21 protein-coding genes and 1 tRNA gene are annotated in these 21824 nt (G+C 66.2%); 12 read left to right on the top strand and 10 right to left on the bottom strand.

The window, feature by feature from the left end; genetic code table 11:
• Nucleotides 1-20 precede the first annotated feature (20 nt).
• Nucleotides 21-1538, top strand: a complete 1518-nt coding sequence (locus DEM25_RS08885; RefSeq protein ID WP_109768614.1) for a sigma-54-dependent transcriptional regulator — start codon at nucleotides 21-23, stop codon at nucleotides 1536-1538.
• Between the two features lie 368 nt (nucleotides 1539-1906).
• The gene (locus DEM25_RS08880; RefSeq protein ID WP_109768632.1) at nucleotides 1907-3793 is read left to right on the top strand and encodes a peptidoglycan L,D-endopeptidase MepK; all 1887 of its coding nucleotides are present in this window, start codon (nucleotides 1907-1909) and stop codon (nucleotides 3791-3793) included.
• 13 nt (nucleotides 3794-3806) lie between these two features.
• On the opposite strand, the gene DEM25_RS08875 is transcribed toward DEM25_RS08880, so the two are convergent.
• The 7 genes from DEM25_RS08875 to gltB all read right to left on the bottom strand — a co-directional run bounded on the left by DEM25_RS08875 (nucleotide 3807) and on the right by gltB (nucleotide 11804).
• Nucleotides 3807-4067, bottom strand: coding sequence for a DUF2312 domain-containing protein (locus tag DEM25_RS08875; protein WP_109768613.1), 261 nt, complete (start codon nucleotides 4065-4067; stop codon nucleotides 3807-3809).
• 114 nt (nucleotides 4068-4181) lie between these two features.
• Entirely contained in the window at nucleotides 4182-4379 is a 198-nt protein-coding gene (locus DEM25_RS08870; protein ID WP_109768612.1) for a CTP synthetase, read from the bottom strand.
• 130 nt (nucleotides 4380-4509) lie between these two features.
• Nucleotides 4510-5970 carry a glutamate synthase subunit beta gene (locus DEM25_RS08865; protein WP_109768611.1) on the bottom strand — a complete coding sequence of 487 codons (1461 nt, stop codon included), beginning with the start codon at nucleotides 5968-5970 and terminating at the stop codon, nucleotides 4510-4512.
• A gap of 24 nt (nucleotides 5971-5994) precedes the next feature.
• Nucleotides 5995-6390, bottom strand: a complete 396-nt coding sequence (locus DEM25_RS08860; RefSeq protein ID WP_109768610.1) for a type II toxin-antitoxin system VapC family toxin — start codon at nucleotides 6388-6390, stop codon at nucleotides 5995-5997.
• Between the two features lie 20 nt (nucleotides 6391-6410).
• Nucleotides 6411-6674 (bottom strand): antitoxin, encoded by a 264-nt coding sequence (locus DEM25_RS08855; RefSeq protein WP_109768609.1) that lies wholly within the window; start codon nucleotides 6672-6674, stop codon nucleotides 6411-6413.
• A gap of 59 nt (nucleotides 6675-6733) precedes the next feature.
• Nucleotides 6734-7057, bottom strand: a complete 324-nt coding sequence (locus DEM25_RS08850) for a heavy metal-binding domain-containing protein (protein ID WP_109768608.1) — start codon at nucleotides 7055-7057, stop codon at nucleotides 6734-6736.
• Between the two features lie 4 nt (nucleotides 7058-7061).
• Nucleotides 7062-11804, bottom strand: a complete 4743-nt coding sequence (gene gltB, locus DEM25_RS08845) for a glutamate synthase large subunit (protein ID WP_109768631.1) — start codon at nucleotides 11802-11804, stop codon at nucleotides 7062-7064.
• 353 nt (nucleotides 11805-12157) lie between these two features.
• Here gltB and DEM25_RS08840 point away from each other — a divergent pair, with 353 nt between their 5' ends.
• The 5 genes from DEM25_RS08840 to DEM25_RS08820 all read left to right on the top strand — a co-directional run bounded on the left by DEM25_RS08840 (nucleotide 12158) and on the right by DEM25_RS08820 (nucleotide 16054).
• On the top strand, nucleotides 12158-13210 hold the full coding sequence (locus DEM25_RS08840; protein ID WP_109768630.1) for a threonine aldolase family protein: 1053 nt from the start codon (nucleotides 12158-12160) through the stop codon (nucleotides 13208-13210).
• A gap of 137 nt (nucleotides 13211-13347) precedes the next feature.
• On the top strand, nucleotides 13348-13656 hold the full coding sequence (locus DEM25_RS08835) for a BufA1 family periplasmic bufferin-type metallophore (protein ID WP_109768607.1): 309 nt from the start codon (nucleotides 13348-13350) through the stop codon (nucleotides 13654-13656).
• Between the two features lie 41 nt (nucleotides 13657-13697).
• Entirely contained in the window at nucleotides 13698-14666 is a 969-nt protein-coding gene (bufB, locus tag DEM25_RS08830) for an MNIO family bufferin maturase (RefSeq protein ID WP_109768606.1), read from the top strand.
• Entirely contained in the window at nucleotides 14650-15459 is an 810-nt protein-coding gene (locus tag DEM25_RS08825; RefSeq protein ID WP_109768605.1) for an HvfC/BufC N-terminal domain-containing protein, read from the top strand. Before bufB ends, DEM25_RS08825 begins: the two co-directional genes overlap by 17 nt.
• Nucleotides 15440-16054, top strand: a complete 615-nt coding sequence (locus DEM25_RS08820) for a DoxX family protein (protein WP_196780308.1) — start codon at nucleotides 15440-15442, stop codon at nucleotides 16052-16054. The genes DEM25_RS08825 and DEM25_RS08820 overlap by 20 nt, the downstream gene beginning before the upstream one ends.
• A 111-nt stretch (nucleotides 16055-16165) precedes the next feature.
• On the opposite strand, the gene DEM25_RS08815 is transcribed toward DEM25_RS08820, so the two are convergent.
• The gene (locus tag DEM25_RS08815) at nucleotides 16166-16633 is read right to left on the bottom strand and encodes an Hsp20 family protein (RefSeq protein ID WP_109768604.1); all 468 of its coding nucleotides are present in this window, start codon (nucleotides 16631-16633) and stop codon (nucleotides 16166-16168) included.
• A 326-nt stretch (nucleotides 16634-16959) separates the two neighbouring features.
• Between DEM25_RS08815 and DEM25_RS08810 the strand changes: the two genes are divergently transcribed.
• Nucleotides 16960-17373 carry a hypothetical protein gene (locus DEM25_RS08810; RefSeq protein WP_147393293.1) on the top strand — a complete coding sequence of 138 codons (414 nt, stop codon included), beginning with the start codon at nucleotides 16960-16962 and terminating at the stop codon, nucleotides 17371-17373.
• Nucleotides 17374-17529: 156 nt separating this feature from the next.
• Nucleotides 17530-18477, top strand: coding sequence for an alpha/beta fold hydrolase (locus DEM25_RS08805; RefSeq protein ID WP_245412816.1), 948 nt, complete (start codon nucleotides 17530-17532; stop codon nucleotides 18475-18477).
• A 3-nt stretch (nucleotides 18478-18480) separates the two neighbouring features.
• On the opposite strand, the gene hisN is transcribed toward DEM25_RS08805, so the two are convergent.
• Complete coding sequence (gene hisN, locus DEM25_RS08800; protein WP_375567792.1) at nucleotides 18481-19260, bottom strand: histidinol-phosphatase; 780 nt, start codon at nucleotides 19258-19260, stop codon at nucleotides 18481-18483.
• A gap of 192 nt (nucleotides 19261-19452) precedes the next feature.
• The gene (locus DEM25_RS08795) at nucleotides 19453-20343 is read right to left on the bottom strand and encodes an N-formylglutamate amidohydrolase (RefSeq protein WP_109768627.1); all 891 of its coding nucleotides are present in this window, start codon (nucleotides 20341-20343) and stop codon (nucleotides 19453-19455) included.
• Nucleotides 20344-20545: 202 nt separating this feature from the next.
• Here DEM25_RS08795 and cpdR point away from each other — a divergent pair, with 202 nt between their 5' ends.
• The 3 genes from cpdR (at nucleotide 20546) to DEM25_RS08780 (ending at nucleotide 21780) form a co-directional block, all read left to right on the top strand.
• Nucleotides 20546-20908, top strand: coding sequence for a cell cycle two-component system response regulator CpdR (gene cpdR / locus DEM25_RS08790; RefSeq protein WP_109768601.1), 363 nt, complete (start codon nucleotides 20546-20548; stop codon nucleotides 20906-20908).
• An 85-nt stretch (nucleotides 20909-20993) separates the two neighbouring features.
• Nucleotides 20994-21068: transfer RNA gene (locus DEM25_RS08785), tRNA-Val, on the top strand.
• Nucleotides 21069-21126: 58 nt separating this feature from the next.
• Complete coding sequence (locus DEM25_RS08780; RefSeq protein ID WP_120222685.1) at nucleotides 21127-21780, top strand: M23 family metallopeptidase; 654 nt, start codon at nucleotides 21127-21129, stop codon at nucleotides 21778-21780.
• Nucleotides 21781-21824 lie beyond the last annotated feature (44 nt).

Here is a 21824-nt window from a genome sequence, read left to right as displayed (position 1 = left end):
CCAAACCGACAGTGCAAGCCATGACATCCACCATTGTCATCGTCGACGACGATCCGGTCCAGCGCCGCCTCGCCGAGGCCGCGCTGACGCGTGACGGCCTGTCGGTGGCGGCCTATGGCGACGGGCCCTCGGCGCTCGACCGGCTGGCCGGCGCCGATGCCGAACCGGTCGATGCGATGGTGCTCGATCTGGTGATGCCCGACATGGACGGCATCGCGGTGCTCAAATCGCTGCGCGAGCGCGGCGCGGATGTCCCGGTCATCGTCCAGACGGCCCAGGGCAGCATCGACGTGGCGATCAGCGCGATGCGTGCGGGCGCCTTCGATTTCCTGGTCAAGCCGGTCGCCCCGGAACGGCTCGCCAAGACCGTGCGCGACGCGGTCAAGGTCGCCCGCACCAATCTGGCGCCAGCCGAAACGGCCGCACGCGGAAGGGCCCGCCTCAAGCCGGTGCCGGTGGAACTGGTCGGCGACGGCCGCGAGATGGAACGGGTCCGCCGGCTGATCAAGAAGGCGTCGTCGAGCGACATTCCCGTTCTGATCGAGGGTGAATCGGGGACCGGCAAGGAACTGGTCGCCCGCGCGATCGCGGCCAAGGGCCCGCGCGCCGGACGGCCTCTGGTGATCGTCAATTGCGGCGCCATCCCCGACAATCTGGTCGAATCCATCCTGTTCGGCCACGAAAAGGGCGCCTTCACCGGCGCCACCGAAAAACACACCGGAAAGTTCGTCGAGGCCGATGGCGGCACGCTGTTCCTCGACGAGATCGGCGAATTGCCGCTGGCCGCACAGGTCAAGCTGCTGCGCGCCATCCAGGACGGCCATGTCGAGCCGGTCGGCGCCCGCGCCGGGCGCACGGTCGATGTGCGGCTGATTTCGGCCACCAACCGCGACCTGATCGCCGCCGTCCGGGAGGGTCGCTTCCGCGAGGATCTCTATTACCGGCTGAACGTGTTTCCGATCCTGACGCCGTCGCTGCGCGCGCGCGCCGACGATCTGCCGGCGCTCGTCGCCCATATTGCCGCCCGCCAGGCGCACCGCGCCGGGCGCGCCCAGGAGCCCGTCATCACCGACGCGGCGATGGACGTTCTGCGCAGCTATGACTGGCCGGGCAATGTGCGCCAGCTGGAGAACGAACTGTTCCGCGCGATCGTCCTCAGCGACAGCGGCATGCTCGATGCCGCCGATTTCGCCCACATCGCGGCCCAGGTCGATCCGGTGCGCCAGGCGGCGGCGCCGCGCCAGACCGCACCGAACAGGCTGCTGGTTCCCGCGCCGAACGATGCGGTGCCCGCCGCGCCGGACACGGGCAACGGCGCTGACCGGCAATGGCAGCCCGATACGGACCCGCATCGGCTGCCGCTCCTCGATGCCGACAATCACGCCCGCGCGCTCAGCGACATCGAGGCCGATGTGATCGCCCATGCGCTCGGCCATTATGACGGCCAGATGAGCGAGATCGCCCGGCGTCTGGGCATCGGCCGGTCGACGCTCTATCGCAAGCTCCGCGAATACGGGATCGGCGAACCGCGCCACTGATCGCGACGCGGCCGGGCCGAACCATGCCTTAACGCATCGGTAACCAAGCCGGCCCGAACCGGGCCGCTATGGCCGTTTTGCCACGCTTCCACCGCATTTGGGTCGGACATAACCGCCCGGGGAAGCCCGCGCCTTCCGTTCCGGCCGGCTCTCCCATCGGTCAGGGCGTTGATTTGCGTCCGGCAAGATGGCAGGAGACGATAAGGAGCGGTTAACCACGTTGCGGGTAGCGTCCAGGGACGCGTCACGGGCGGATGTCCGGGCGCCGGGACAAGACGGATTGGTGCGCTTTGAGCCTCACCGGACGACAATGGCGGGCAAACCGGGCTGACAGGCTGCGCGAGCTTCGATCCGTGGCGCTTGCGCTCATGTTCATTGTCGCCGCCGGCGCCGTGCTCGCGCCGGCCCAGGCCGCCGCCGAAACGCGCACGCTCAAACTCTATTTCACCCACACCGGCGAACGCGCCGAGATCACCTTCAAGCGCAACGGAAGCTATGTGCGCAGCGGGCTCAACAAGCTCAACCGCTTCCTGCGCGACCACCGGCGCAACGAGCCGACCAACATGGATCCCGAACTGTTCGACCTCGTCTGGGAGGTCTATCAGGCGTCGGGCGCGCGCGATTACATCCACGTCGTCTCCGCCTACCGGTCGCCGGCGACCAATTCGATGCTGCGCCGCACGCGCGGCGGCCAGGCCCGCAAGAGCCAGCATACGCTCGGCAAGGCGATGGACTTCTTCATTCCCGGCGTGCCCACCCGCAAGCTGCGCGAACTGGGCTTCAAGCTGCAGGGAGGCGGCGTCGGCTACTACCCGAAATCGGCAACGCCGTTCGTGCATCTGGACACGGGCAGTGTCCGGGCCTGGCCGCGCATGAGCAGATCGGAACTCACGCGCCTGTTCCCCGACGGCAAGACGCTGCACCTGCCGCCCGACGGCCGGCGCCTGCCCGGCTATCAGCAGGCGCTCGCCGCCTACAATGCCCGCGAACGCTCGGGCCAGCCGCCCACCTTCGGCCGCACGCGCCGCAGCGGTGGCGGCGACAGCGAGCGCGGCAGCAGCGGTGGCGGCGGCAACCTGCTGGCCAATCTGTTTGGCCGCGACAATGACGACGGCGCCTCGGCCGGCGCGTCGCAGCCTTCCGCGCCGTCGCGCCGCCAGGCGGCACCGGAGACACCGGGAACCGCGCTGGCCGCGCTTTCCGGACGCGATCTGCCGCGTCCCGCCGCAGCTCCGCGCGCCGTGCCGCAGCCCGTTGCACCCGCCGCAGTTGCGCCCGCAACGATCGCAGCCGCACCGCAGGCGCCCGAGACGCCGCCCGCGGCGACCAGCACGGTCGGCCTGCGCCTTCCTGTACCGCGCGCGCTGATCCCCGGTGTCCGGGTCGGCGATCCGCAGCCGGCACAGCCACCTGCCGCAGCGGCATCCGCGCCAGCGCCGGTTGTTGCGCCCGCGGCACCGCCGCCAGCGCCCGCGCCCGCCGAACCCGATGGACCGGCAACCCTTCTTGCCTCGCTGACCCCGCCCGTCCCGCGCGACCGGCCTGCCATCGCCGCCAGACCCGCCGGCGACCAGGCCGTGGCCCTGCTGGCAGCAGCGGAGGCCGGGACCGCACCCGCACCGGTGGCGGGCGAAGCCCCGACATTGCTGGCCGCATTGCCGGCCCCCGCACCGCGCCCGGCAGACGCCTCGCAAGCGGCCGATCCGCTCACCCAACTGGCCGCCTATGCGCCCGTCGAGCCGATGGTCCCGCCGACCGCGCCTGCGCCGGCCGCAGTGTCGGCAAGCGACGACAGCGAAGACACGACCGGACGCGGCGGCCGCATCGCGATCCCCGCGCCGCGCCCCGATCGTGCGGACGAAGATGCCATCCTTGCCGCAGCGCTCGACACGGGCGTTACGACGACGGCCAAATCGGCGCGCCCCTCGGCACGCGATGCCGTATCGGTGCAGCCGCCCACCGTGCCTGTGGTGCCCGCCGACCGGATCGATCCGGCCCGGTTCGGCGACTGGACGGTTTCGGTCGCTTCGGTCACTGCCGAAGGCCGGCCCACCGAGCGTCCGGAATTTCTCAGAAACGCCACGCGGGACGCGCCCGATGCGGTCTACACCGCCGGCTTTTCGAAGGCACCGCCGCCCGATCCGAGCCGGCTGACGGGCAATGCGGTGACGTTCCTCGCCGTGGCGCGCTTCGATGGCGGCCAGAGCGGCGGCGACGGTCGGCCCCTGCAACTGCAGATCCCGGCCACCAACTGACGCATTTGCGCGGCTATTCGTCCGGCGTGTTCAGCATGCCGAGAGCGGCCATGTAGGTGTCCAGAACCGCTTCCTGCTCGAGCCGCTCGTTCTGGTCCTGCTTGCGGATGGCGACGATCTTGCGCAGAGCCTTGGTGTCGAAGCCGTTCGCCTTGGCTTCCGCATAGACGTCCTTGATGTCGTCGGCGATCGTCTTCTTCTCCTCCTCGAGCCGTTCGATGCGCTCGACGAAGGCGCGCAAATGATCGCGCGCGACACCATGGACGTCCGACATGCCTCAGCACTCCATCACAGACAAAAGCCCCGTCCGATTGCCGCATCCCGCAGGAAGCGTCAACCGGACAGGGCCTTGTTCACAACATGCTGGCGCGCGGCGTCCGCGCGGCGGTCAGGCTCTGGGCTGGATCAGCTTGTCGAGCTTGTTGGCCAGCCACCATGCGGCGGGAATGCCGAGCACGGCTCCGGCAATGGCGGCAATCGAAATGTAGGAGGCTTCGAACATGTCAACGGTCAACAAGGCGACGATGAAGCTGCCGGCGAGCACCGGCGCGATGAGCAGATAGGCTGCGAACCTGAGCGAGAACATGACACCTCTCCTGTGGCGCGATCGGTCGGCGGCAATGTCGTGTGCCGCCGGAGCCGCTTCATTGATCTAAAGCAACGGCTCTTTCGATTTCAGCCAAAGGACTTGGGGTCAGGACCCTGGCGCCAGCCAATCAGCGCGGCAGCACGCTCGATCCCATCAGCGCCTCGTCGACGGCGCGGGCCGCCTGCCGGCCCTCGCGGATCGCCCAGACGACAAGCGACTGGCCCCGCCGCGCGTCGCCCGCGACATAAAGATCGTCGACGCTCGTGCGGTAGTCGCGATCGTTGGCATGCACCGAGCGGCCGCCACGGCGGTCGGTGTCCATCGCCAGCGCATCGCCCAGTTCGGCGACCACACCGGTATGCTCCAACGGACCGGCAAAGCCGATGGCGATGAAGGCGAGATCGGCGCGGATGAAGAATTCCGTGCCGGCGACCGGCTGGCGCTTTTCGTCCACCTCGCAGCATTTGACGTGGGTCAGCCTGCCGTCCTCGCCGACGAATTCGAGCGTTGCGATCTGGAACTCGCGCTCGGCGCCTTCGGCCTGCGACGAGGAGGTGCGCATCTTGGTCGCCCAGAACGGCCAGACGGTCAGCTTGTCTTCCTTCTCCGGCGGCTCGGGCCGGATATCGAGCTGGGTGACCTTGACCGCGCCCTGGCGGAAGGCGGTGCCGATACAGTCAGACGCCGTGTCGCCGCCGCCGACGACGACGACATGCTTGCCGCCGGCCACAACCGGTTCCGACGGCCAGGCAACCGAATCGATGCTCTGCTCCTTGCCGACCCGCTTGTTCTGCTGGACCAGATAGTTCATCGCCGGATGCACGCCCTCAAGGTCGTCGCCGGGAATGCCCGCATCGCGCGGCCGTTCCGAACCGCCGCAATAGATCACCGCATCGAACTGGGCCTTGAGATCGGCGACGGTCTTGTCGACTCCGACATTGACGCCCGTATGGAACGTCACGCCTTCGCCTTCCATCTGTTCGACGCGCCGGTCGATGAAGTGCTTTTCCATCTTGAAGTCGGGAATGCCGTAGCGCATCAGCCCGCCGATCTTCGCCTCGCGCTCGAAGACATGGACATCGTGTCCGGCCCGGCCAAGCTGCTGGGCGGCGGCCATTCCGGCAGGCCCCGATCCGATCACCGCGACGCGCTTGCCGGTCTTCTCGGACGGGGGATAGGGCCGCACATAGCCCATCTCGTAGGCCTTGTCGGCGAGCGCCTGCTCGATCGTCTTGATCGCCACGGGCACGTCCTCGAGGTTCAGCGTGCAGGCTTCCTCGCACGGCGCCGGACAGATGCGCCCGGTGAATTCGGGGAAGTTGTTGGTCGAGTGCAGGTTGCGGATCGCCTCTTCCCAATTGTTGTTATAGACCAGATCGTTCCAGTCCGGGATCTGGTTGTGGATCGGGCAGCCCTGCGGCCCGTGGCAATAGGGAATGCCGCAATCCATGCAGCGCGCGGCCTGCTTGACGACCTCGGCATCCTCCAGCGGGATCGTGAATTCCTTGAAATGGCGAATCCGGTCCGAGGCAGGCTCATATTTGGCCACCTGCCGGTCGATCTCCAGAAAACCCGTTACCTTGCCCATTGTCGTTCCAGTCGTTTGCGCTCGTCAGTCGAGCCAGTTTTCAAGTTTCAGATCCGGCACATGCGCGAATGCGCGATCGCCGGAGACAAGCACCGCGTCGAGCGACACGGCGTGCGCCGCAATGAAGTAGTCATTGGGCGTCACGCTGCGTCCCGCACGCTCCATGCTTGCCCGAAGCTTCGCATAGCAGCTGTCGGCAGGCGGCTGAAATGCGGCGATATACAAACGCGCCATGATCCGGTTGACCTTGCCTCGAAGCTCGTCATTGCCATTCTTGTCGACGCCGAAATAGACCTCGCTCGACACAATCGAGCTCGTGAAAACGCGATCCTCGCCGACGTCTGCGATTTTTTGGGCGACGGCACCTTGCGGGTTCCGAACAAGCGCGGAGATCACGTTGGTATCGAGTAGATATGCCAAAACCGGTGCCTAAAAACGCTCTAGAGCTCGACGTCATCGAGCGGCGGCATATCGTCGATGCCTGCAAGAAAGTCGTCCCCGTGCCAAGGCTCGGCGGTACGCAGATAATCCAACAGACCTGCGGTTTGCGCTTGCCGAAGCAAGAGTGATCCGTCCGGCTGACGCGTCAAGATGAGCTCATCGCCCGCAAACTCAAACTCCTTCGGGATCCGAACAGCCTGGCTCCGGCCGTTGCGGAACAGCCTTGCCAAGCGTTCATCAGCGCTTTTGACATGTTCGTTCATCGCCCGCACCTCATTCTGGCATATATCATAGCATATGTCAGAACGACCATCCAACAGCATCACCCCAGAACCACAGCCGTGCCAGACACCGACACCATCAGCATGGTGCCCGAGCCGGCGGTGATGTTCTCATAGTCGATATCGACGCCGATCACGGCGTTCGCGCCCAGCCGCTCGGCCTCCTGGGTCAGTTCGCCGAACGCGATCTCGCGCGCCTCGCGCAGCGATTTCTCGTAGGCGCCCGACCGGCCGCCGACAATGTCGCGAATGCCGGCGAGAAAATCGCGGAACACATTGGCGCCCAAAATGGCTTCGCCCGTGACGACACCCTTGTAGGCGGCCACCTGCCGGCCCTCGATCGTGTTGGTCGTGCTGATGATCATCGTCTCACTCCGCCGCAACGTTCATGCGCATGCGTTCCATCTCTTCGAGCGCGCGGCGGTATTCGACCGGCATCACCTTGCGGAACTTCGGCCGGAAGGCCTCCCAGTTGTCGATGATCTCCGCCGCCCGCGTCGATCCGGTGTGGCGCTTGTGGTTGCTGATCAGCTGGAACAGGCGCTCCTCGTCGTGCCGGGTCATGTCGCCCGTCACATCGACGCGGCCCTTGTGGGCCAGATCGCCGCCATGATGGTGCAGCTTTTCGAGGATGTCGTCCTCCTCCGGCACCGGCTCCAGCTCGACCATCGCCATGTTGCAGCGCGTCTCGAACGTGCCGTCCTCGTCGAGCACATAGGCGACCCCGCCGCTCATGCCGGCCGCGAAATTGCGGCCCGTCTGGCCGATGACGACGACGACGCCGCCGGTCATGTATTCGCAGCCATGGTCGCCGACGCCCTCGACCACCGCGACCGCGCCCGAATTGCGCACCGCGAAGCGCTCCCCGGCAACGCCGCGGAAATAGGCTTCGCCCTGGATCGCGCCATAGAGAACCGTGTTGCCGACGATGATCGAGTCTTCCGGCGTGATGCGCGTGTTGTCGGGCGGACGCACAACGATGCGGCCGCCGCAAAGGCCCTTGCCGACATAGTCGTTGCCGTCGCCGATCAGGTCGAAGCTGATGCCGGCCGCCAGGAACGCGCCGAAGGACTGGCCGGCCGTGCCGGTGAAGGTCACAGCGATCGTGTCCTCGCGCAGCCCCTTGTGGCCGAAGCGCTTGGCGACCTCGCCCGACAGCATCGCGCCGGTCGACCGGTCGGTGTTGCGAATCTGCTCGGCAATTTGGACCGGCTGACGGCTCTGCAGCGCCATTTCCGCGTCTTCGATAAGCTTGCGGTCCAGAATGTCCTGGATCGGATGGTTCTGCCGCTGCGTCCAATGGATGGCTTCTTTCGGCGCCTCGGGCTTGTGGAAGATGCCGGAGAAATCGAGCCCGTGCGCCTTCCAGTGATCGACCAATGGCTTCTGTTCGAGCCGGTCTGTCTGGCCGATCAGTTCGTTCAGCGTGCGCACGCCCATCGCCGCCATCAGTTCGCGCACTTCCTCGGCGACGTAGAAGAAATAGTTGATCACATGCTCGGGCGTGCCCTTGAAGCGCTTGCGCAGAACCGGGTCCTGCGTCGCAACGCCCACCGGGCAGGTGTTGAGGTGGCACTTGCGCATCATGATGCAGCCCGCCGCGATCAGGGGCGCGGTCGAAAAGCCGAACTCGTCGGCGCCAAGAAGCGCGCCGATGACGACGTCACGGCCGGTCTTCAACCCGCCATCGACCTGCAGGGCGATGCGCGAGCGCAGCCCGTTCAGCACCAGCGTCTGGTGCGTTTCGGCAAGGCCCATCTCCCACGGCGATCCCGCATGCTTGAGCGAGGTCAGCGGCGACGCGCCGGTGCCGCCATCATAGCCGGAGATGGTGATGTGGTCGGCGCGCGCCTTGGCGACGCCCGCAGCGACCGTGCCGACGCCCACTTCCGAGACCAGCTTGACGGAGATGTCCGCCCGCTCGTTGACGTTCTTCAGATCGTAGATGAGCTGCGCCAGATCCTCGATCGAATAGATGTCATGGTGCGGCGGCGGCGAGATCAGGCCGACCCCGGGCGTCGAATGCCGCGTCTTGGCGATCGTCGCGTCTACCTTGTGGCCGGGCAACTGGCCGCCCTCGCCGGGCTTGGCGCCCTGGGCGACCTTGATCTGGATCATGTCGGAATTGACCAGATATTCCGTCGTCACGCCGAACCGGCCCGAAGCGACCTGCTTGATCGCCGAGCGCTCGGGGTTCCTGGTGCCGTCGGGCAGCGGCAGGAACCGGTCCGGCTCTTCGCCGCCCTCGCCCGTGTTCGACTTTCCGCCGATCGCGTTCATCGCCCTGGCGAGCGTGGTGTGCGCTTCCCGGCTGATCGAACCGAAGCTCATCGCGCCCGTCGAAAAGCGCTTGACGATCTCGCTGGCCGGCTCGACCTCGTCCAGCGGCACCGCGTCGATCCCCAGATCGTCGGCCGTGCGGATTTTGAACAGGCCGCGAATGGTCTTGGCCCGCGCGCTCTCATCGTTCACCGAGGCGGCGAATTCGCGGTATTCCTCGCGCGAATCCTTGCGCACGGCGTGCTGCAGCGATGCAACCGCGTCCGGCGTCCAGACATGCTCCTCGCCGCGGACGCGGTACATGTATTCGCCGCCCACATCGAGCGCGGTGCGCAGCACCGGGTCGTCGGAAAAGGCGCGCGCATGGCGCTTGACCGTCTCGGCGGCGATCTCGCCAAGGCCGACGCCCTCGATCGTCGTTGCCGTGCCGAAGAAGTATTCGTTCACGAACGCCGTCGACAGGCCGACCGCGTCGAAGATCTGCGCGCCGCAATAGGACTGATAGGTCGAGATGCCCATCTTGGACATGACCTTCAAGATTCCCTTGCCGATCGACTTGATGTAGCGCCCGACCACCTCATACTGGTCGACCTCGGGCGGAAACTCGCCGCGAGCATGCATCTCGGCCAGCGTGTCGAAGGCCAGATAGGGGTTGATCGCCTCGGCGCCATAGCCGGCCAGGCAGCAGAAATGGTGCACCTCGCGCGGCTCGCCCGATTCGACGACGAGGCCCACCGATGTCCGCAGGCCCTTGCGGATCAGCGAATGATGCACGGCCGCCGTTGCCAGGAGCGCCGGAATCGCGATCCGGTCCGGCCCGACCCGGCGGTCCGACAGGATGATGATGTTGTAGCCCATATGGACGACTTTTTCGGCGCGCTCGCACAGCCGTTCGAGCGCCGCCTTCATGCCTGCCGCGCCCTGTTCGACCGGATAGGTCGTATCCAGCGTCTTGGTGTCGAACAAATCCTCGGAATGGCCGATCGAGCGCACCTTTTCGAGATCGACATTGGTCAGGATCGGCTGGCGCACCTCAAGCCGCTTGCGCGCCGCATTGCCTTCCAGATCGAAGATGTTCGGGCGCGGACCGATGAACGAGACCAGGCTCATCACCAGTTCCTCGCGGATCGGGTCGATCGGCGGGTTGGTGACCTGGGCGAAGTTCTGCTTGAAATAGGTGTAGAGCAGCTTCGACTTGTCGCTCATCGCCGAGATCGGCGTGTCGGTGCCCATCGAACCGATCGCTTCCTGGCCGGTGGTTGCCATCGGCGCCATCAGGATCTTGGTGTCTTCCTGGGTGTAGCCGAACGCCTGCTGCTTATCGAGCAGCGTGACATCGTCGCGCATCGGCCGCACCGGCACCGGATCGAGGTCTTCGAGGATGATCTGCGTGCTTTCCACCCAGCCGCGATAGGGGTGCATGGACGCCATCTCGTGCTTGATCTCCTCATCGGAGACGATCCGGCCCTTGTCCATGTCGATCAGCAGCATCTTGCCCGGCTGCAGCCGCCATTTGGTGACGACGTTTTCTTCCGGGACGGTGATGACGCCCGCTTCCGACGCCATGATCACCCGGTCGTCGTCGGTGACGATGTAGCGCGCGGGACGCAGCCCGTTGCGGTCGAGCGTCGCGCCGATCTGCCGTCCGTCGGTGAAGGCGACCGCCGCCGGCCCGTCCCAGGGCTCCATCAGGCAGGCATGATATTCGTAGAACGCCTTGCGCTCGTCGCTCATCAGCGTGTTGCCGGCCCAGGCTTCCGGGATCAGCATCATCACCGCATGGGCCATCGAATATCCGCCCTGCACCAGGAATTCGAGCGCGTTGTCGAAGCACGCCGTGTCGGACTGGCCCTCATAGGAGATCGGCCAGATCTTTTCGATCTCATCGCCGAACAGCGGCGAGGCGACCGACGCCTGGCGCGCGGCCATCCAGTTGACGTTGCCGCGCAGCGTGTTGATCTCGCCATTGTGCGCGACCATCCGGTAGGGGTGCGACAGCTTCCAGGACGGGAAGGTGTTGGTGGAAAAGCGCTGATGGACGAGCGCCACCGCGCTCTCGAAGCGAGGATCGCGCAGATCGTCGTAATAGGCGCCGAGCTGATAGGCCAGGAACATGCCCTTGTAGACGATCGTCCGCGACGACAGCGACACGATGTAGAACCCGTTGTCGCGGCCGTCGGTCTCGCCATAGACGCGGTTCGACATCACCTTGCGCAGGATGAAAAGCCGCCGCTCGAACGTGTCCTCGTCAAGGCCTTCGGGCCGGGCGAAAAAGACCTGCACATGGACCGGTTCGCTGGCGGCGATGTCGGGGTCTTTCGACAGCGATGCATTGTCGACCGGAACGTCGCGCAGCGCGATGACCTCGACGCCTTCGGCGGCGGCAGCCTCGCGGATGATGTTCACACAATGGGCGCGCAGCGCATCGTCCTGCGGCATGAACACATGCGCCACCGCGTAATCGCCCGTCTTCGGCAGGTCGGTGCCCTGTTCGGCCAGAACGGCGCGGAAGAATGCGTCGGGGATCTGCACCAGCATGCCGGCGCCGTCGCCCATCAGCGGATCGGCGCCGACGGCGCCCCGGTGGGTGAGGTTTTCCAGCATCGCCAGACCGTCGGCGACGATGGCATGCGACTTTTCGCCCTTCATGTGGGCGACGAAGCCGACGCCGCACGCATCATGCTCGTTGCGCGGATCGTAAAGGCCCTGCGCGGCGGGCAGGCCCGAACGGGGTTTTGGCGTCTTGGTGTCGGTGTTCGCTGTCCGGCGGGCATCGATCTTGCGAGCCGGCACCGACCGGTCGAAATCGCGCGATGGCGTCATCTTCGTCATCTTCATCCCTCCGGTTCGCGTCTGCGATGGTCCGCATTACGCGCATCAATCTGCGGCAGATGTTGTCCGGTTCGGTCCGCCGAGAGCGGCGTCGGGCGTTTCCGTCACCGGATCAGGCCGGTAGCGCGATCAGCTCCATCGCCATTTCGGACAGGGCCCGGCATTCGTCCGGGCACGTTTTCGGCCCGCGACCGGCGGCTTGCCGGGATGCAGGCCATAATAGGACAGCATTGCTGCCCTAATTTATGGCAGATTTCGCCACATTTCACAAGGTCGCGCGGCAACAATTGCAGCCAGAGCGGTTCTGCGCGATGAAACGCCACACGCAACCCGCCTCAGGACCCGCCGCCACCATGCACTTTGCCTCCGACAACTGGGCCGGCGCCCATCCCGCCATCGCCGACAATCTGGCCCGCCGCAATGGCGGTTTCGTCAAGGCCAATGGCGGCAGCGATTTCGATCTCCAGGTGGAACAGACATTCCGCGACATTTTCGAGACCGATGTCGCGGTCCATTATGTCGGCACCGGCACGGCGGCCAATGCGCTGGGCCTCTCCGCCGTCGCACGGCCCGGCGGCGTCGTCCTGTGCCATTCGGAGGCGCACATCCGCGTCGACGAATGCGGCGCGCCGGAGTTCTTCGCCGCCGGCACCCGTCTTGAGAGCGTTGACGGTGAACTGGGGCGCTTCGACGCCGCCTCGCTGGAAACGGCAATCGGCCTGATCGAGGATGGCGGGCTCAATGCCGGGCAGGTGCAGGCGGTATCCGTCAGCCAGCTGACCGAGGCCGGCACCGCCTACGATCTCGATACGATCGGCGCCATCGCCGATGTCGCCCACGGCCACGGCGTGCCGCTGCACATGGACGGCGCGCGCTTTGCCAATGCGGTCGTCGCGCTCGGCTGCACGCCGGCCGAGATGAGTTGGAAACGCGGCGTGGACATCGTCTCCTTCGGCGGCACCAAGAATGGCTGCTGGTGCGCCGAGGCGGTGCTGGTCTTCAATCCCGACCATGGCCGCCAGATGGACTATCTGCGCAAACGCGCCGGCCATATTGCCTCCAAGGCGCGCTTCGTGTCGGCGCAGTTCGAGGCCTATTTCGCCGACGGTCTGTGGCTGGAGATGGCCGCCCACGCCAACCGGATGGGCGCGCGGGTCGCCGGCATCATCGCCGCGCGCAACCGGTTCCGGCTCGCCTGGCAGCCGCAGGGCAACGAAGTGTTCGCGGTCGGCCCCAAAGAGGCCGTCGATGCGCTGGCGGAAAAAGGCGCGCAATTCAGCCACTGGCAACCGCCGCGCGCAGAGCGCCATCTGGTCGGCGAAGACGAGGCGATGATCCGCCTTGTCGCGTCGTTTGCCACCACCGACGCGGACGTGGCCGCGCTGGACGTCGCGCTTGCCGGTTAGGGCCACCGCGCTCACGGTCGCCTCACAGCGAAGTGAGCCTGGATAACGGCCCGTTGATTTCCCATTGATCGGCGCTTCTGTGAGCGTCGGGCCGTCCGGCGCTGTGCCGGTCATCTGGTTCCTCAAGGGAGATATCCATGTCCAAAGCAACAAAGACCGTTCTTTCGGGCGCCGTTCTGGCCGGTGCCGTCGCCGCCGCCGTTGCCGGCGTCAACCTGGCCGGCGTTTCCGACGCCCATGCCGCCAACGAGAAGTGCTACGGCGTTTCGCTGGCCGGCGAGAACGACTGCGCCGCCGGCCCCGGCACCACCTGCCAGGGCACCTCCACCGTCGACTATCAGGGCAATGCCTGGACCTATGTCCCCGAGGGCACCTGCGCCTCGATGGAACTGCCGGGCGACCGCATGGGCTCGCTGGAAGCGCTCGACCGCGACCTGCCGGCATAAGCCGAACGCAACCGATCTGCCGCGAACCGGAAAGCGCCGTCATGACGAACGCCAGACCCCTCGCGCCTCAGGGCGCCGCCTCGAAGACGCACCGCCATGCGCCTTCGGACCGGTTCGCGGCAGACTCACCCGCCGCCATTAAAGGCGCTGTTCCGGCCTCGGCCGGCGTCGGCTTCAAGCCCGGCCATCTTATCGCGATCCTCGACGATCCCGGCTCGGTCGGCTTTCTGGAAGTCCATGCGGAAAACTACATGGGCGATGGCGGCCCGCCGCACCGGACCCTCGAGCGCGTCCGCCGCGACTTCCCCCTGTCGCTGCACGGCGTGTGCATGTCGATCGGCGGCCCCAGGCCGCTCGACGAAGACCATCTCGCCCGCTTTGCGGCGCTGTGCGACCGCTACGAGCCCGGCCTGATCTCCGAACATCTGGCCTGGTCGACGCACGAGGACATGTTCCTCAACGATCTTCTGCCGCTGCCCTACACCGCCGCAACGCTCGACCATGTGTGCGACCATGTCGACCGCATGCAGGAGGTCACCGGCCGGCGCATGCTGCTGGAAAACCCGGCGACCTACGTGCTGTTCGACAATTCGACGATGAGCGAGACCGATTTCCTTGCCGCCATTGTCGCGCGCACCGGATGCGGCCTTCTGCTCGACGTCAACAACGTTTTCGTCTCGGCCACCAATCACGGCTATTCGGCGCGCGACTATCTGGCCGCCTTCCCGCTGACCCATGTCGGCGAAATCCATCTCGCCGGCCACACCGAGCAGGAGGACGATGAAGGCGCGCTGCTTCTGATCGACAGCCACGACCGCCCCGTCGCCGATCCGGTCTGGACGCTCTATGAAGAGGTGATCGCCGGGACCGGGCCGATCCCGACGCTGGTCGAATGGGACAGCGATCTGCCCGAATGGCCGGTGCTGCGCGCCGAGGCCGAAAGCGCCAACGCCATCCTGCGCCGCCATGCCCGGTCGGCACCGAAGGTGCGTCATGCCGCCCCTGCCTGAACCCGCCATCGACACCGCGGCCTTTTCGGCCGGCCTGCTCGACCCCGAGCGCGCGGCGCCGCCCCATGTTGCGGGCCCGCACGGCAAGAGCGCGGTCAAGCGCTACAATGTCTACCGCAACAATGTCACCGTCAGCCTGATCGACGCGCTCGCCGACATCTTTCCCGCCGTTCTCAAGCTGACCGGGGAAAACTTCTTCCGCGCCATGGCCCGCGAGCATGTCCGCGCCAGCCCGCCCACATCGCCGCTCCTGTTCCGGTACGGCGAGGATTTTCCAGGTTTCATCGCCGCCTTCGATCCCGCGCGGCCGCTGCCCTATCTGGCTGACGTCGCCCGCGCCGAACGCGCCTGGCTGACCGCCTATCACGCCGCCGATGCCGATCCGCTCGAACCGGCAAGGCTCGCCGCGATCCCGCCGGAAAGGATCGCCGACGCGCGCTTTGCCGCCCATCCGGCGTTCGCCGTCATCGCCTCGCCTTTCCCCGTGTTCCGAATCGTTTCGATGAACCGCGACCTTATGGATCTTGCGCCCGTCGACATGTCCGAAGCCGAGGCGATCCTCGTCACCCGGCCCGCCGACAAGGTGACCGTGACGCATCTGACGCCGGCCGCGGCGCGGTTCGCGGACGCGCTCGCCGGCGGATCGACGCTAGGCGAGGCCGCCGGCCTTGCGCTTGAAACCGACCCGGCTTTCGACCTGAACGGCGCCCTGACGGCGCTCTTGTCGGCCGGCGCGTTCGCCGCCGTCGCGGCACCGGACAATGGAGGGGATGATGACCGATTTTGCCAATGAGGACGCCCGCGCGCCCACGCCTTCAACCGGAGGCGGCGTGATCGGCCTGATCGTGCGGCTGCATCATGGCGTCTTTTCCGCCGTCGAACGCGCCACGGCGGGCTGGTTCACCGGCTTTGCCGCGCGCTTCGCCTTCGCCAGCGTGCTGCTGCTCTACTACCTCAATTCGGGCTGGCAGAAGCTCGGCGACGGCATCTTCGGTTTTCTCAGCCCGTCGCTCGGCGCCTACGCATCGATCCTGCCGCCGATCATGGACCAGTATGGCGGCGATATCTCCGCCATCCCCTTCTTTCCATGGCATCTGATCGTGCTCTTGGGCACGTGGACCGAGATACTCTTGCCGATCATGATCGTCATCGGCCTGTTCAGCCGCATCGCCGCGCTCGGCATGATCTTTTTCGTGATCGTCCAGAGCTATGTGGACATCGCCTTCCACGGCCTTGAGGGCCGGTTCGTCGGGTCCATGTTCGACAGGCTGCCGGACGCGATCGTCTTCGACCAGCGCCTGATGTGGGTGTTCATCCTGGCTCTGATCGTCGTCAGGGGACCGGGCAAATTGTCGCTCGACCATTTGTTGGCCAAGCGTTTCCGCTGATTTCAGACATGAAAAAACCGCCGGCGAGGGAGGCCGCCGGCGGTCTGGCGAACCGTGCGCGCGGGGTGCGAGGCCCGCGCGTAAGGTCCGATGCGGACTGATTGAAAGGCCTTAGTTGTGGGCCTTGGCCTCGATCTGCCGGGCCGAACCGTTGCCCTTGGCGATCTCGATCTTGCGCGGCTTCATGGAATCGGGGATTTCGCGCTCCAGATCGATGTGCAGAAGGCCGTTTTCCAGTTCGGCGCCCTTCACTTCCACATAGTCGGCAAGCTGGAAGCGGCGCTCGAAGGCGCGCGAGGCAATGCCGCGATGCAGCACTTCACGGCTGTCGTCCTGCGTGTCCTCGGCCTTGGCGCCGGCCACTTTCAGGACATTGGCCTTGGCTTCGATCGTCAGATCGTCTTCGGCAAAGCCGGCCACCGCCATGGTGATGCGGTAGGCGTTCTCGCCGGTCCGCTCAATATTGTAGGGGGGATAGGTCTGGCCGTTTTCGGGCTGACCGAGCGAATCGAGCATCGTGAACAGCCGGTCGAAACCGACGGTGGAGCGGTAAAGGGGGGAAAAGTCGACGTGTCGCATGGGTTCTGTCCTCCAGTGAGCAACATTGAACGATATGCGGCCGCAAACACCCGGATCGGCGTGTCTGGCTGATGGCCGGCAGGCCCTTCTGGCGCCTGCTCCCCGAATATGGTGAGCGGGAATTTCCGCTTCAAGGGCTGTGCCCAGTGGCGCCGCCCGCCGCACCTCTTCCCAAGGTTAACCGGACATGAACGGCAGATGAACGGGCGCTTCCGCGTGCGTTCAGCCGTGCCGATGCATGGTGGGCGCAAGTTGTACCGGGAGACACAACGAAGAAAAGCACAACAGTGCCCATCATGGTCCAAACCAGAAAGGAGACCGGCATCATGAAAGCCCCCCTTCTTGCCGCCGGCATCATCGCCGCCACCGCGCTTGGCGCCACCGCACCCGCAGAGGCGCGGCCGATCCACGCGCCGCCGGCCGCGTCCGCGCAGATCGACATCCAGACGGTCGGCCACCGCCGGCACTATGGCGAGCGCCATGCCATGCCGCGCCGCGCGGTCGTCCGCAGCCTTTACCGGCGCGGCTATCGCGACGTGCACCGGGTCCACTTCCGCAACGGCTATTGGCGCGCCCGTGCGCTCGGCCGCCGCGGCGTGGTCGCCCTGAAGATCGACCCGCGCAACGGCCACATCGTTCGCCGCCGGCTGCTTCAGCCCGTCTATCACGCGCCTCGCCATCGCCAGCCCTTTCAGCATCAGCAACGCGGCGGCGTGACTTTTTCCTTCGGCTTCAACTGATCCCGAAGACACCGATCGGCCGGGCTGCAACGTCCCTTCCTGCCCGGTTCGACACCGGAGGCGCCAGCCCGGCGCCTCCGGATTTTCTTTGACCTTGTCCGGACCGGACCATATCAGGGGCGCATCGCCAATCTGCAGCCAAACCCGCGGTCGGATGTGAACGTACTGGTCCCCTTCGATGGCAATCCCTGCCCCGAACCCTACCGGCAGGGTTTTACGCGCACCGATGACGGCTTCGACCTGCGCTTTGCCGTCTTTCGCACGGACATCGCGCCATGCAAGGGCACGATCGTGCTGCTGCACGGGCGCAATGAATGCATCGAGAAATATGCCGAGACGATCGCCGGCCTTGTCGGCCGGGGCTTCGACGTGGGCACCTTCGACTGGCGCGGCCAAGGCCGTTCGACGCGCTTCTTCCGCGATGCCAGGCGAGGCTATGTCGACGATTTCTCGCAATACGCGACCGATCTCGACCAGGTGTTCTCGACCGCGATCCTGCCCGAGACGCGCCCGCCCTTCTTCACGCTCGCCCATTCGATGGGCGCGCTGATCGCGCTGCTGACGGCGCCGATGATGGCCAACCGCATCGAGCGCATGGTCATGTCCGCACCCTTTCTGGGCCTGTCCGAGGAAGGCCCGCCGCCCGGCTTTCTGTCGGCCGCGGCCGGTGCGATGTGCTATTGCGGCCTCGGCCGCACCTATATCGGCGCCGGCCCGCGCGGCATCACGGCGCTGCGGCTGGAGACCAACAAGCTGACCAGCGACGCGGCGCGCTTTGCGCGCAACAAGGCCATTCTCGACCCCGACAGGGGGCTGGGTCTCGGCGCGATCACCGCCGGGTGGCTGCGCGCGGCGGCAAGGGCGATTGCCGCCGTACACGACCCGGCCCACATGGCGTCCATCCGCATACCGGTGCTGCTGGTGGCCGCCGGCGCCGAACGCGTCGTTTCGTCGACCGCCGCCGAAGCCTATGCGCGCCGCATCCGCGCCGGATCGCTGATCACCATCGCCGGCGCCCGCCACGAACTCATGCAGGAGGCGGACCGCTACCGCGACCAGTTCTTCGCCGCCTTCGACGCGTTCGTCCCCGGCGGCGGCGCCTGATCGTCAGGCGTCGAGCAGCTCCAGCGCGGCTTCATGCAGTTCGGCCGAGCCGGCGGCGATCACGTCGCCCCCCTGTTCGGCGCGGCCGCCGTCCCAGCGCGTGACGACGCCGCCGGCCTGCTCGATCAGCGGGATCAGCGCGCAGATGTCGTAGGGCGCAAGGCCGGGTTCGATGGCGATGTCCGCATGGCCCGCGGCCACCATGGCAAAGCCGTAGCAGTCGCAGCCATAGCGCGGCAGGCGGACTGCCGCTTCGAGACGGTCATAGGCCTCGCGCCCGGCGCCCTCATAGAGGGCCGGCGTGGTGGTGAAGAGCGTCGCATCGCCAGGCGATTTTCCTTTGCGCGTCTCCAGCGCCTGCGGATCGGCGCCGCCGCGCAGCAGAAAGGTCCCGCTTCCGTCGGCAACGAACAATTCATCCGTGAAGGGCTGATGCATGAAGCCGCTCCGCGCAACGCCATCGACCGTCAGTCCGACAAGCGTGCCCCAGACCGGCAGGCCGGAAATGTAGGCCCGCGTGCCATCGATCGGGTCGATCACCCAGACATGGCTTCGGTCCTCGCCCTCGCTGCCATATTCCTCGCCGATGATGCCGTGATCGGGATGATGTGCGCCGATCAGCGCCCGGATCGCCGCTTCCGCGGCCCGGTCCGCCTCGGTCACCGGGTCGAACCCCTCGCCCAGCTTGTTGGCGACCGCGCCGGCCATGCGAAAACGCGGCAGGGTCTCGGCCGCCGCCGCCCGCGCAAGTTGTTCGAGAAATGCCCGGTCGGGCAGCGTCATTGTCATGTGGATCACCTGCTATTTCGCAATTGCGAAAGATTTGCGCCCGCAACTCTTGACTTTTGTGCGTTGCAGCATACCTTGATCATCGACAGGCTTGCCTGTCACGCCCTCCTGGGCGTTTCCTCCCTAGACTTTGACCGCATTCGTTCGAGTGCGGTCTTTTTTTGCGCGAAACCTGTCGGGAAACGCCTATTCGGCGGCGATGGAATAGTCCGCAAAGGCGCTCTGGGGCAAGTCGACCAGCGTTGCCATGAACTGGAAAAGGTCCTCGCGCAGCGCGTCGAAGCCCGGCTTGCGCTGCAAGGTCTGCTCGTCGACATAAAGACCGCGATTGATCTCGATCTGCACCGCATGCAGCCCCTTGGCCGGCCGTCCGTAATGCTCGGTGATGAATCCGCCCGCATAGGGCTTGTTGGCGGCGACCATATAGCCCATCGCCCGCAAAATGTTGATGGCCGCCTCGGTGATCCCGGCGCTGGCGCTGGTGCCGAACCGGTCGCCGACGACGAAGTCCGGCCGCACGCCCTCCGCGCCGATGCGGATCGAGGCAGGCATGGAATGGCAGTCGACCAGAACGGCTTGCCCGAACTGCCGGTGCGTCTGCGCCAGAAGGCCGCGCAGCGTGGAATGATAGGGCTTGTAGATGCCCTCGATGCGCTGGCGCGCCTCCTCAAAGCCGATCCGCCGGGCATAGATGTGCTGGCCTTCCGAGACGACGCGCGGCACCGTACCGAGGCCGCCGGCGACACGGATCGACTGGCGGTTGGTGAAGGAGGGCAGCCGGTCCGAGAACATGCGCGGATCGAGCTCATAGGGTTCGCGGTTGACGTCCAGATAGGCGCGCGGGAAATGTGCCAGCAGCATCGGCGCGCCAAGCTCGGTGGCCCCGTGGAACAGCTCGTCTACGAAGAAATCCTCCGACCGTCTGACGGCCAGCGCATCGAGCCGCGTCATGTCCAGAAAGCGGCGCGGATAATGGCGCCCGCTGTGCGGAGAGTTGAACACGAACGGCGTGGTCTGGCGCTTGGGAACCCGCACCTCGAAGGCGGGATGATGGCAGAAGTCCGGCGCGATCAGCATCGTCGGAGGCGCCTCCCCTGCGGCGCGGTTTCGGTGGCGACCAGTGTTGACAGGGGCGGCACCCATTGTCCAGAGCGTGGCGCCGAACAAGCCGCGCCCGATTGACCCGCCGGCGCATATACCGCATTTTTACCATGATCTGTAATGTCTGTGCGACAGCCGCGCGCGCGGCGCCCCGCATCGAGTGAGAGAAGCACATCACATGCAACGGATATTGCTGGCAGAAGACGATAACGACATGCGCCGCTTTCTGGTCAAGGCGCTGGAAAAGGCGGGCTACGAGGTCACCGATTTCGACAATGGCGCGAGCGCCTATGAGCGGCTGCGCGAGGAGCCCTTCACCCTGCTTCTGACCGACATCGTGATGCCGGAGATGGACGGCATCGAACTGGCGCGCCGCGCCACCGAGCTCGATCCGGACCTCAAGGTAATGTTCATCACCGGCTTTGCCGCCGTCGCCCTGAACCCCGACAGCCAGGCGCCCAAGGATGCCAAGGTCCTGTCCAAACCCTTCCATCTGCGCGATCTGGTCAACGAGGTCGAAAAGCTGATCCAGGCCGCCTGAACGCGCCCTTGCCGCTTGCCCACAATGCGAAACGACCCCACTTGACCGTCAAGGCGGTTCATGGTGTATGCCGCCCCACACGGATGGGCGATTAGCTCAGCGGGAGAGCACTTCGTTGACATCGAAGGGGTCACTGGTTCAATCCCAGTATCGCCCACCATCTGTTTCCCTCGGCAAGGAACGTGAGCGGCGCCGGCGGAACGCCCGGGGGGACGCCGATGAACCGCATTCACCGCTTCGCGTGCGCCGCATCTTCCCTTGTGGCGCTTTTGGCCCTGTCAGCCTGCACCGGCGACGGTTACGGCACGGCGGCCATCTACAGCCCGCTGGTCGAAGACGAGATCCGCGTGATCATGCCGGCCAACGCGCCGTCGATCTCCCAGCAGTTCCGCGTCGCAGGCAATCGCGGCGGCCGCAGCAACCCGTCCTCCTTCCATGAGGGGATCGACATCATCGCCCGCGTCGGCACGCCCGTGATCGCCGCCGCTCCGGGCCGCGTCACGGACTCTTTCATGGAGCCCATGTACGGCAACCGGGTGGTGATCGATCACGGCGTCGACGCCACCGGACGCCGGACGCGCACCGTCTACATGCATCTCGACAGCCGCCGCGTGCAGCCTGGCATGCAGGTCGCGCGCGGCCAGCAGATCGGCACGATGGGCCGCACGGGCATCCTCGCCGCGGCGATCTCGCACCTGCATTTCGAAGTGCACCGCACGCGCGGCCGCAGAATCGTGGCACCCCAGGACCCGCATTTGTTCTGGGCCGATGGCGTCGGACGCGTCACCTGCTTCGATCCAGAGCGCCCCGTCGATGACGGCGTGTTCCGCACCACCTACCCGGTGCCCTGCAGGGAGAGTGCATCGCGCTGATCGGCGCAACTGCGCGTTGACTCGCGCCACCCCGCTGGTCCAAG

This window comes from Oceaniradius stylonematis (assembly GCF_003149475.2).
GTDB classification, from domain to species: domain Bacteria; phylum Pseudomonadota; class Alphaproteobacteria; order Rhizobiales; family Rhizobiaceae; genus Roseitalea; species Roseitalea stylonematis.
Note: the sequence above shows the minus strand (reverse complement) of the source record. Positions and strands in the feature narration are given on the sequence as shown.

Excerpts from the sequence above, each read along its gene's own strand:
- DEM25_RS08855 (WP_109768609.1), bottom strand. The coding sequence starts at position 6,674 with ATGAACGAACATGTCAAAAGCGCTGATGAACGCTTGGCAAGGCTGTTC.
- DEM25_RS08820 (WP_196780308.1), top strand. The coding sequence starts at position 15,440 with ATGACCGATTTTGCCAATGAGGACGCCCGCGCGCCCACGCCTTCAACC.
- DEM25_RS08875 (WP_109768613.1), bottom strand. The coding sequence starts at position 4,067 with ATGTCGGACGTCCATGGTGTCGCGCGCGATCATTTGCGCGCCTTCGTC.
- DEM25_RS08865 (WP_109768611.1), bottom strand. The coding sequence starts at position 5,970 with ATGGGCAAGGTAACGGGTTTTCTGGAGATCGACCGGCAGGTGGCCAAA.
- bufB (WP_109768606.1), top strand. The coding sequence starts at position 13,698 with ATGACGAACGCCAGACCCCTCGCGCCTCAGGGCGCCGCCTCGAAGACG.
- DEM25_RS08815 (WP_109768604.1), bottom strand. The coding sequence starts at position 16,633 with ATGCGACACGTCGACTTTTCCCCCCTTTACCGCTCCACCGTCGGTTTC.
- DEM25_RS08810 (WP_147393293.1), top strand. The coding sequence starts at position 16,960 with ATGAAAGCCCCCCTTCTTGCCGCCGGCATCATCGCCGCCACCGCGCTT.
- DEM25_RS08870 (WP_109768612.1), bottom strand. The coding sequence starts at position 4,379 with ATGTTCTCGCTCAGGTTCGCAGCCTATCTGCTCATCGCGCCGGTGCTC.
- DEM25_RS08850 (WP_109768608.1), bottom strand. The coding sequence starts at position 7,057 with ATGATCATCAGCACGACCAACACGATCGAGGGCCGGCAGGTGGCCGCC.
- DEM25_RS08795 (WP_109768627.1), bottom strand. The coding sequence starts at position 20,343 with ATGCTGATCGCGCCGGACTTCTGCCATCATCCCGCCTTCGAGGTGCGG.
- DEM25_RS08825 (WP_109768605.1), top strand. The coding sequence starts at position 14,650 with ATGCCGCCCCTGCCTGAACCCGCCATCGACACCGCGGCCTTTTCGGCC.
- DEM25_RS08780 (WP_120222685.1), top strand. The coding sequence starts at position 21,127 with ATGAACCGCATTCACCGCTTCGCGTGCGCCGCATCTTCCCTTGTGGCG.
- hisN (WP_375567792.1), bottom strand. The coding sequence starts at position 19,260 with ATGACGCTGCCCGACCGGGCATTTCTCGAACAACTTGCGCGGGCGGCG.
- gltB (WP_109768631.1), bottom strand. The coding sequence starts at position 11,804 with ATGACGAAGATGACGCCATCGCGCGATTTCGACCGGTCGGTGCCGGCT.
- cpdR (WP_109768601.1), top strand. The coding sequence starts at position 20,546 with ATGCAACGGATATTGCTGGCAGAAGACGATAACGACATGCGCCGCTTT.
- DEM25_RS08880 (WP_109768632.1), top strand. The coding sequence starts at position 1,907 with ATGTTCATTGTCGCCGCCGGCGCCGTGCTCGCGCCGGCCCAGGCCGCC.
- DEM25_RS08835 (WP_109768607.1), top strand. The coding sequence starts at position 13,348 with ATGTCCAAAGCAACAAAGACCGTTCTTTCGGGCGCCGTTCTGGCCGGT.
- DEM25_RS08840 (WP_109768630.1), top strand. The coding sequence starts at position 12,158 with ATGCACTTTGCCTCCGACAACTGGGCCGGCGCCCATCCCGCCATCGCC.
- DEM25_RS08885 (WP_109768614.1), top strand. The coding sequence starts at position 21 with ATGACATCCACCATTGTCATCGTCGACGACGATCCGGTCCAGCGCCGC.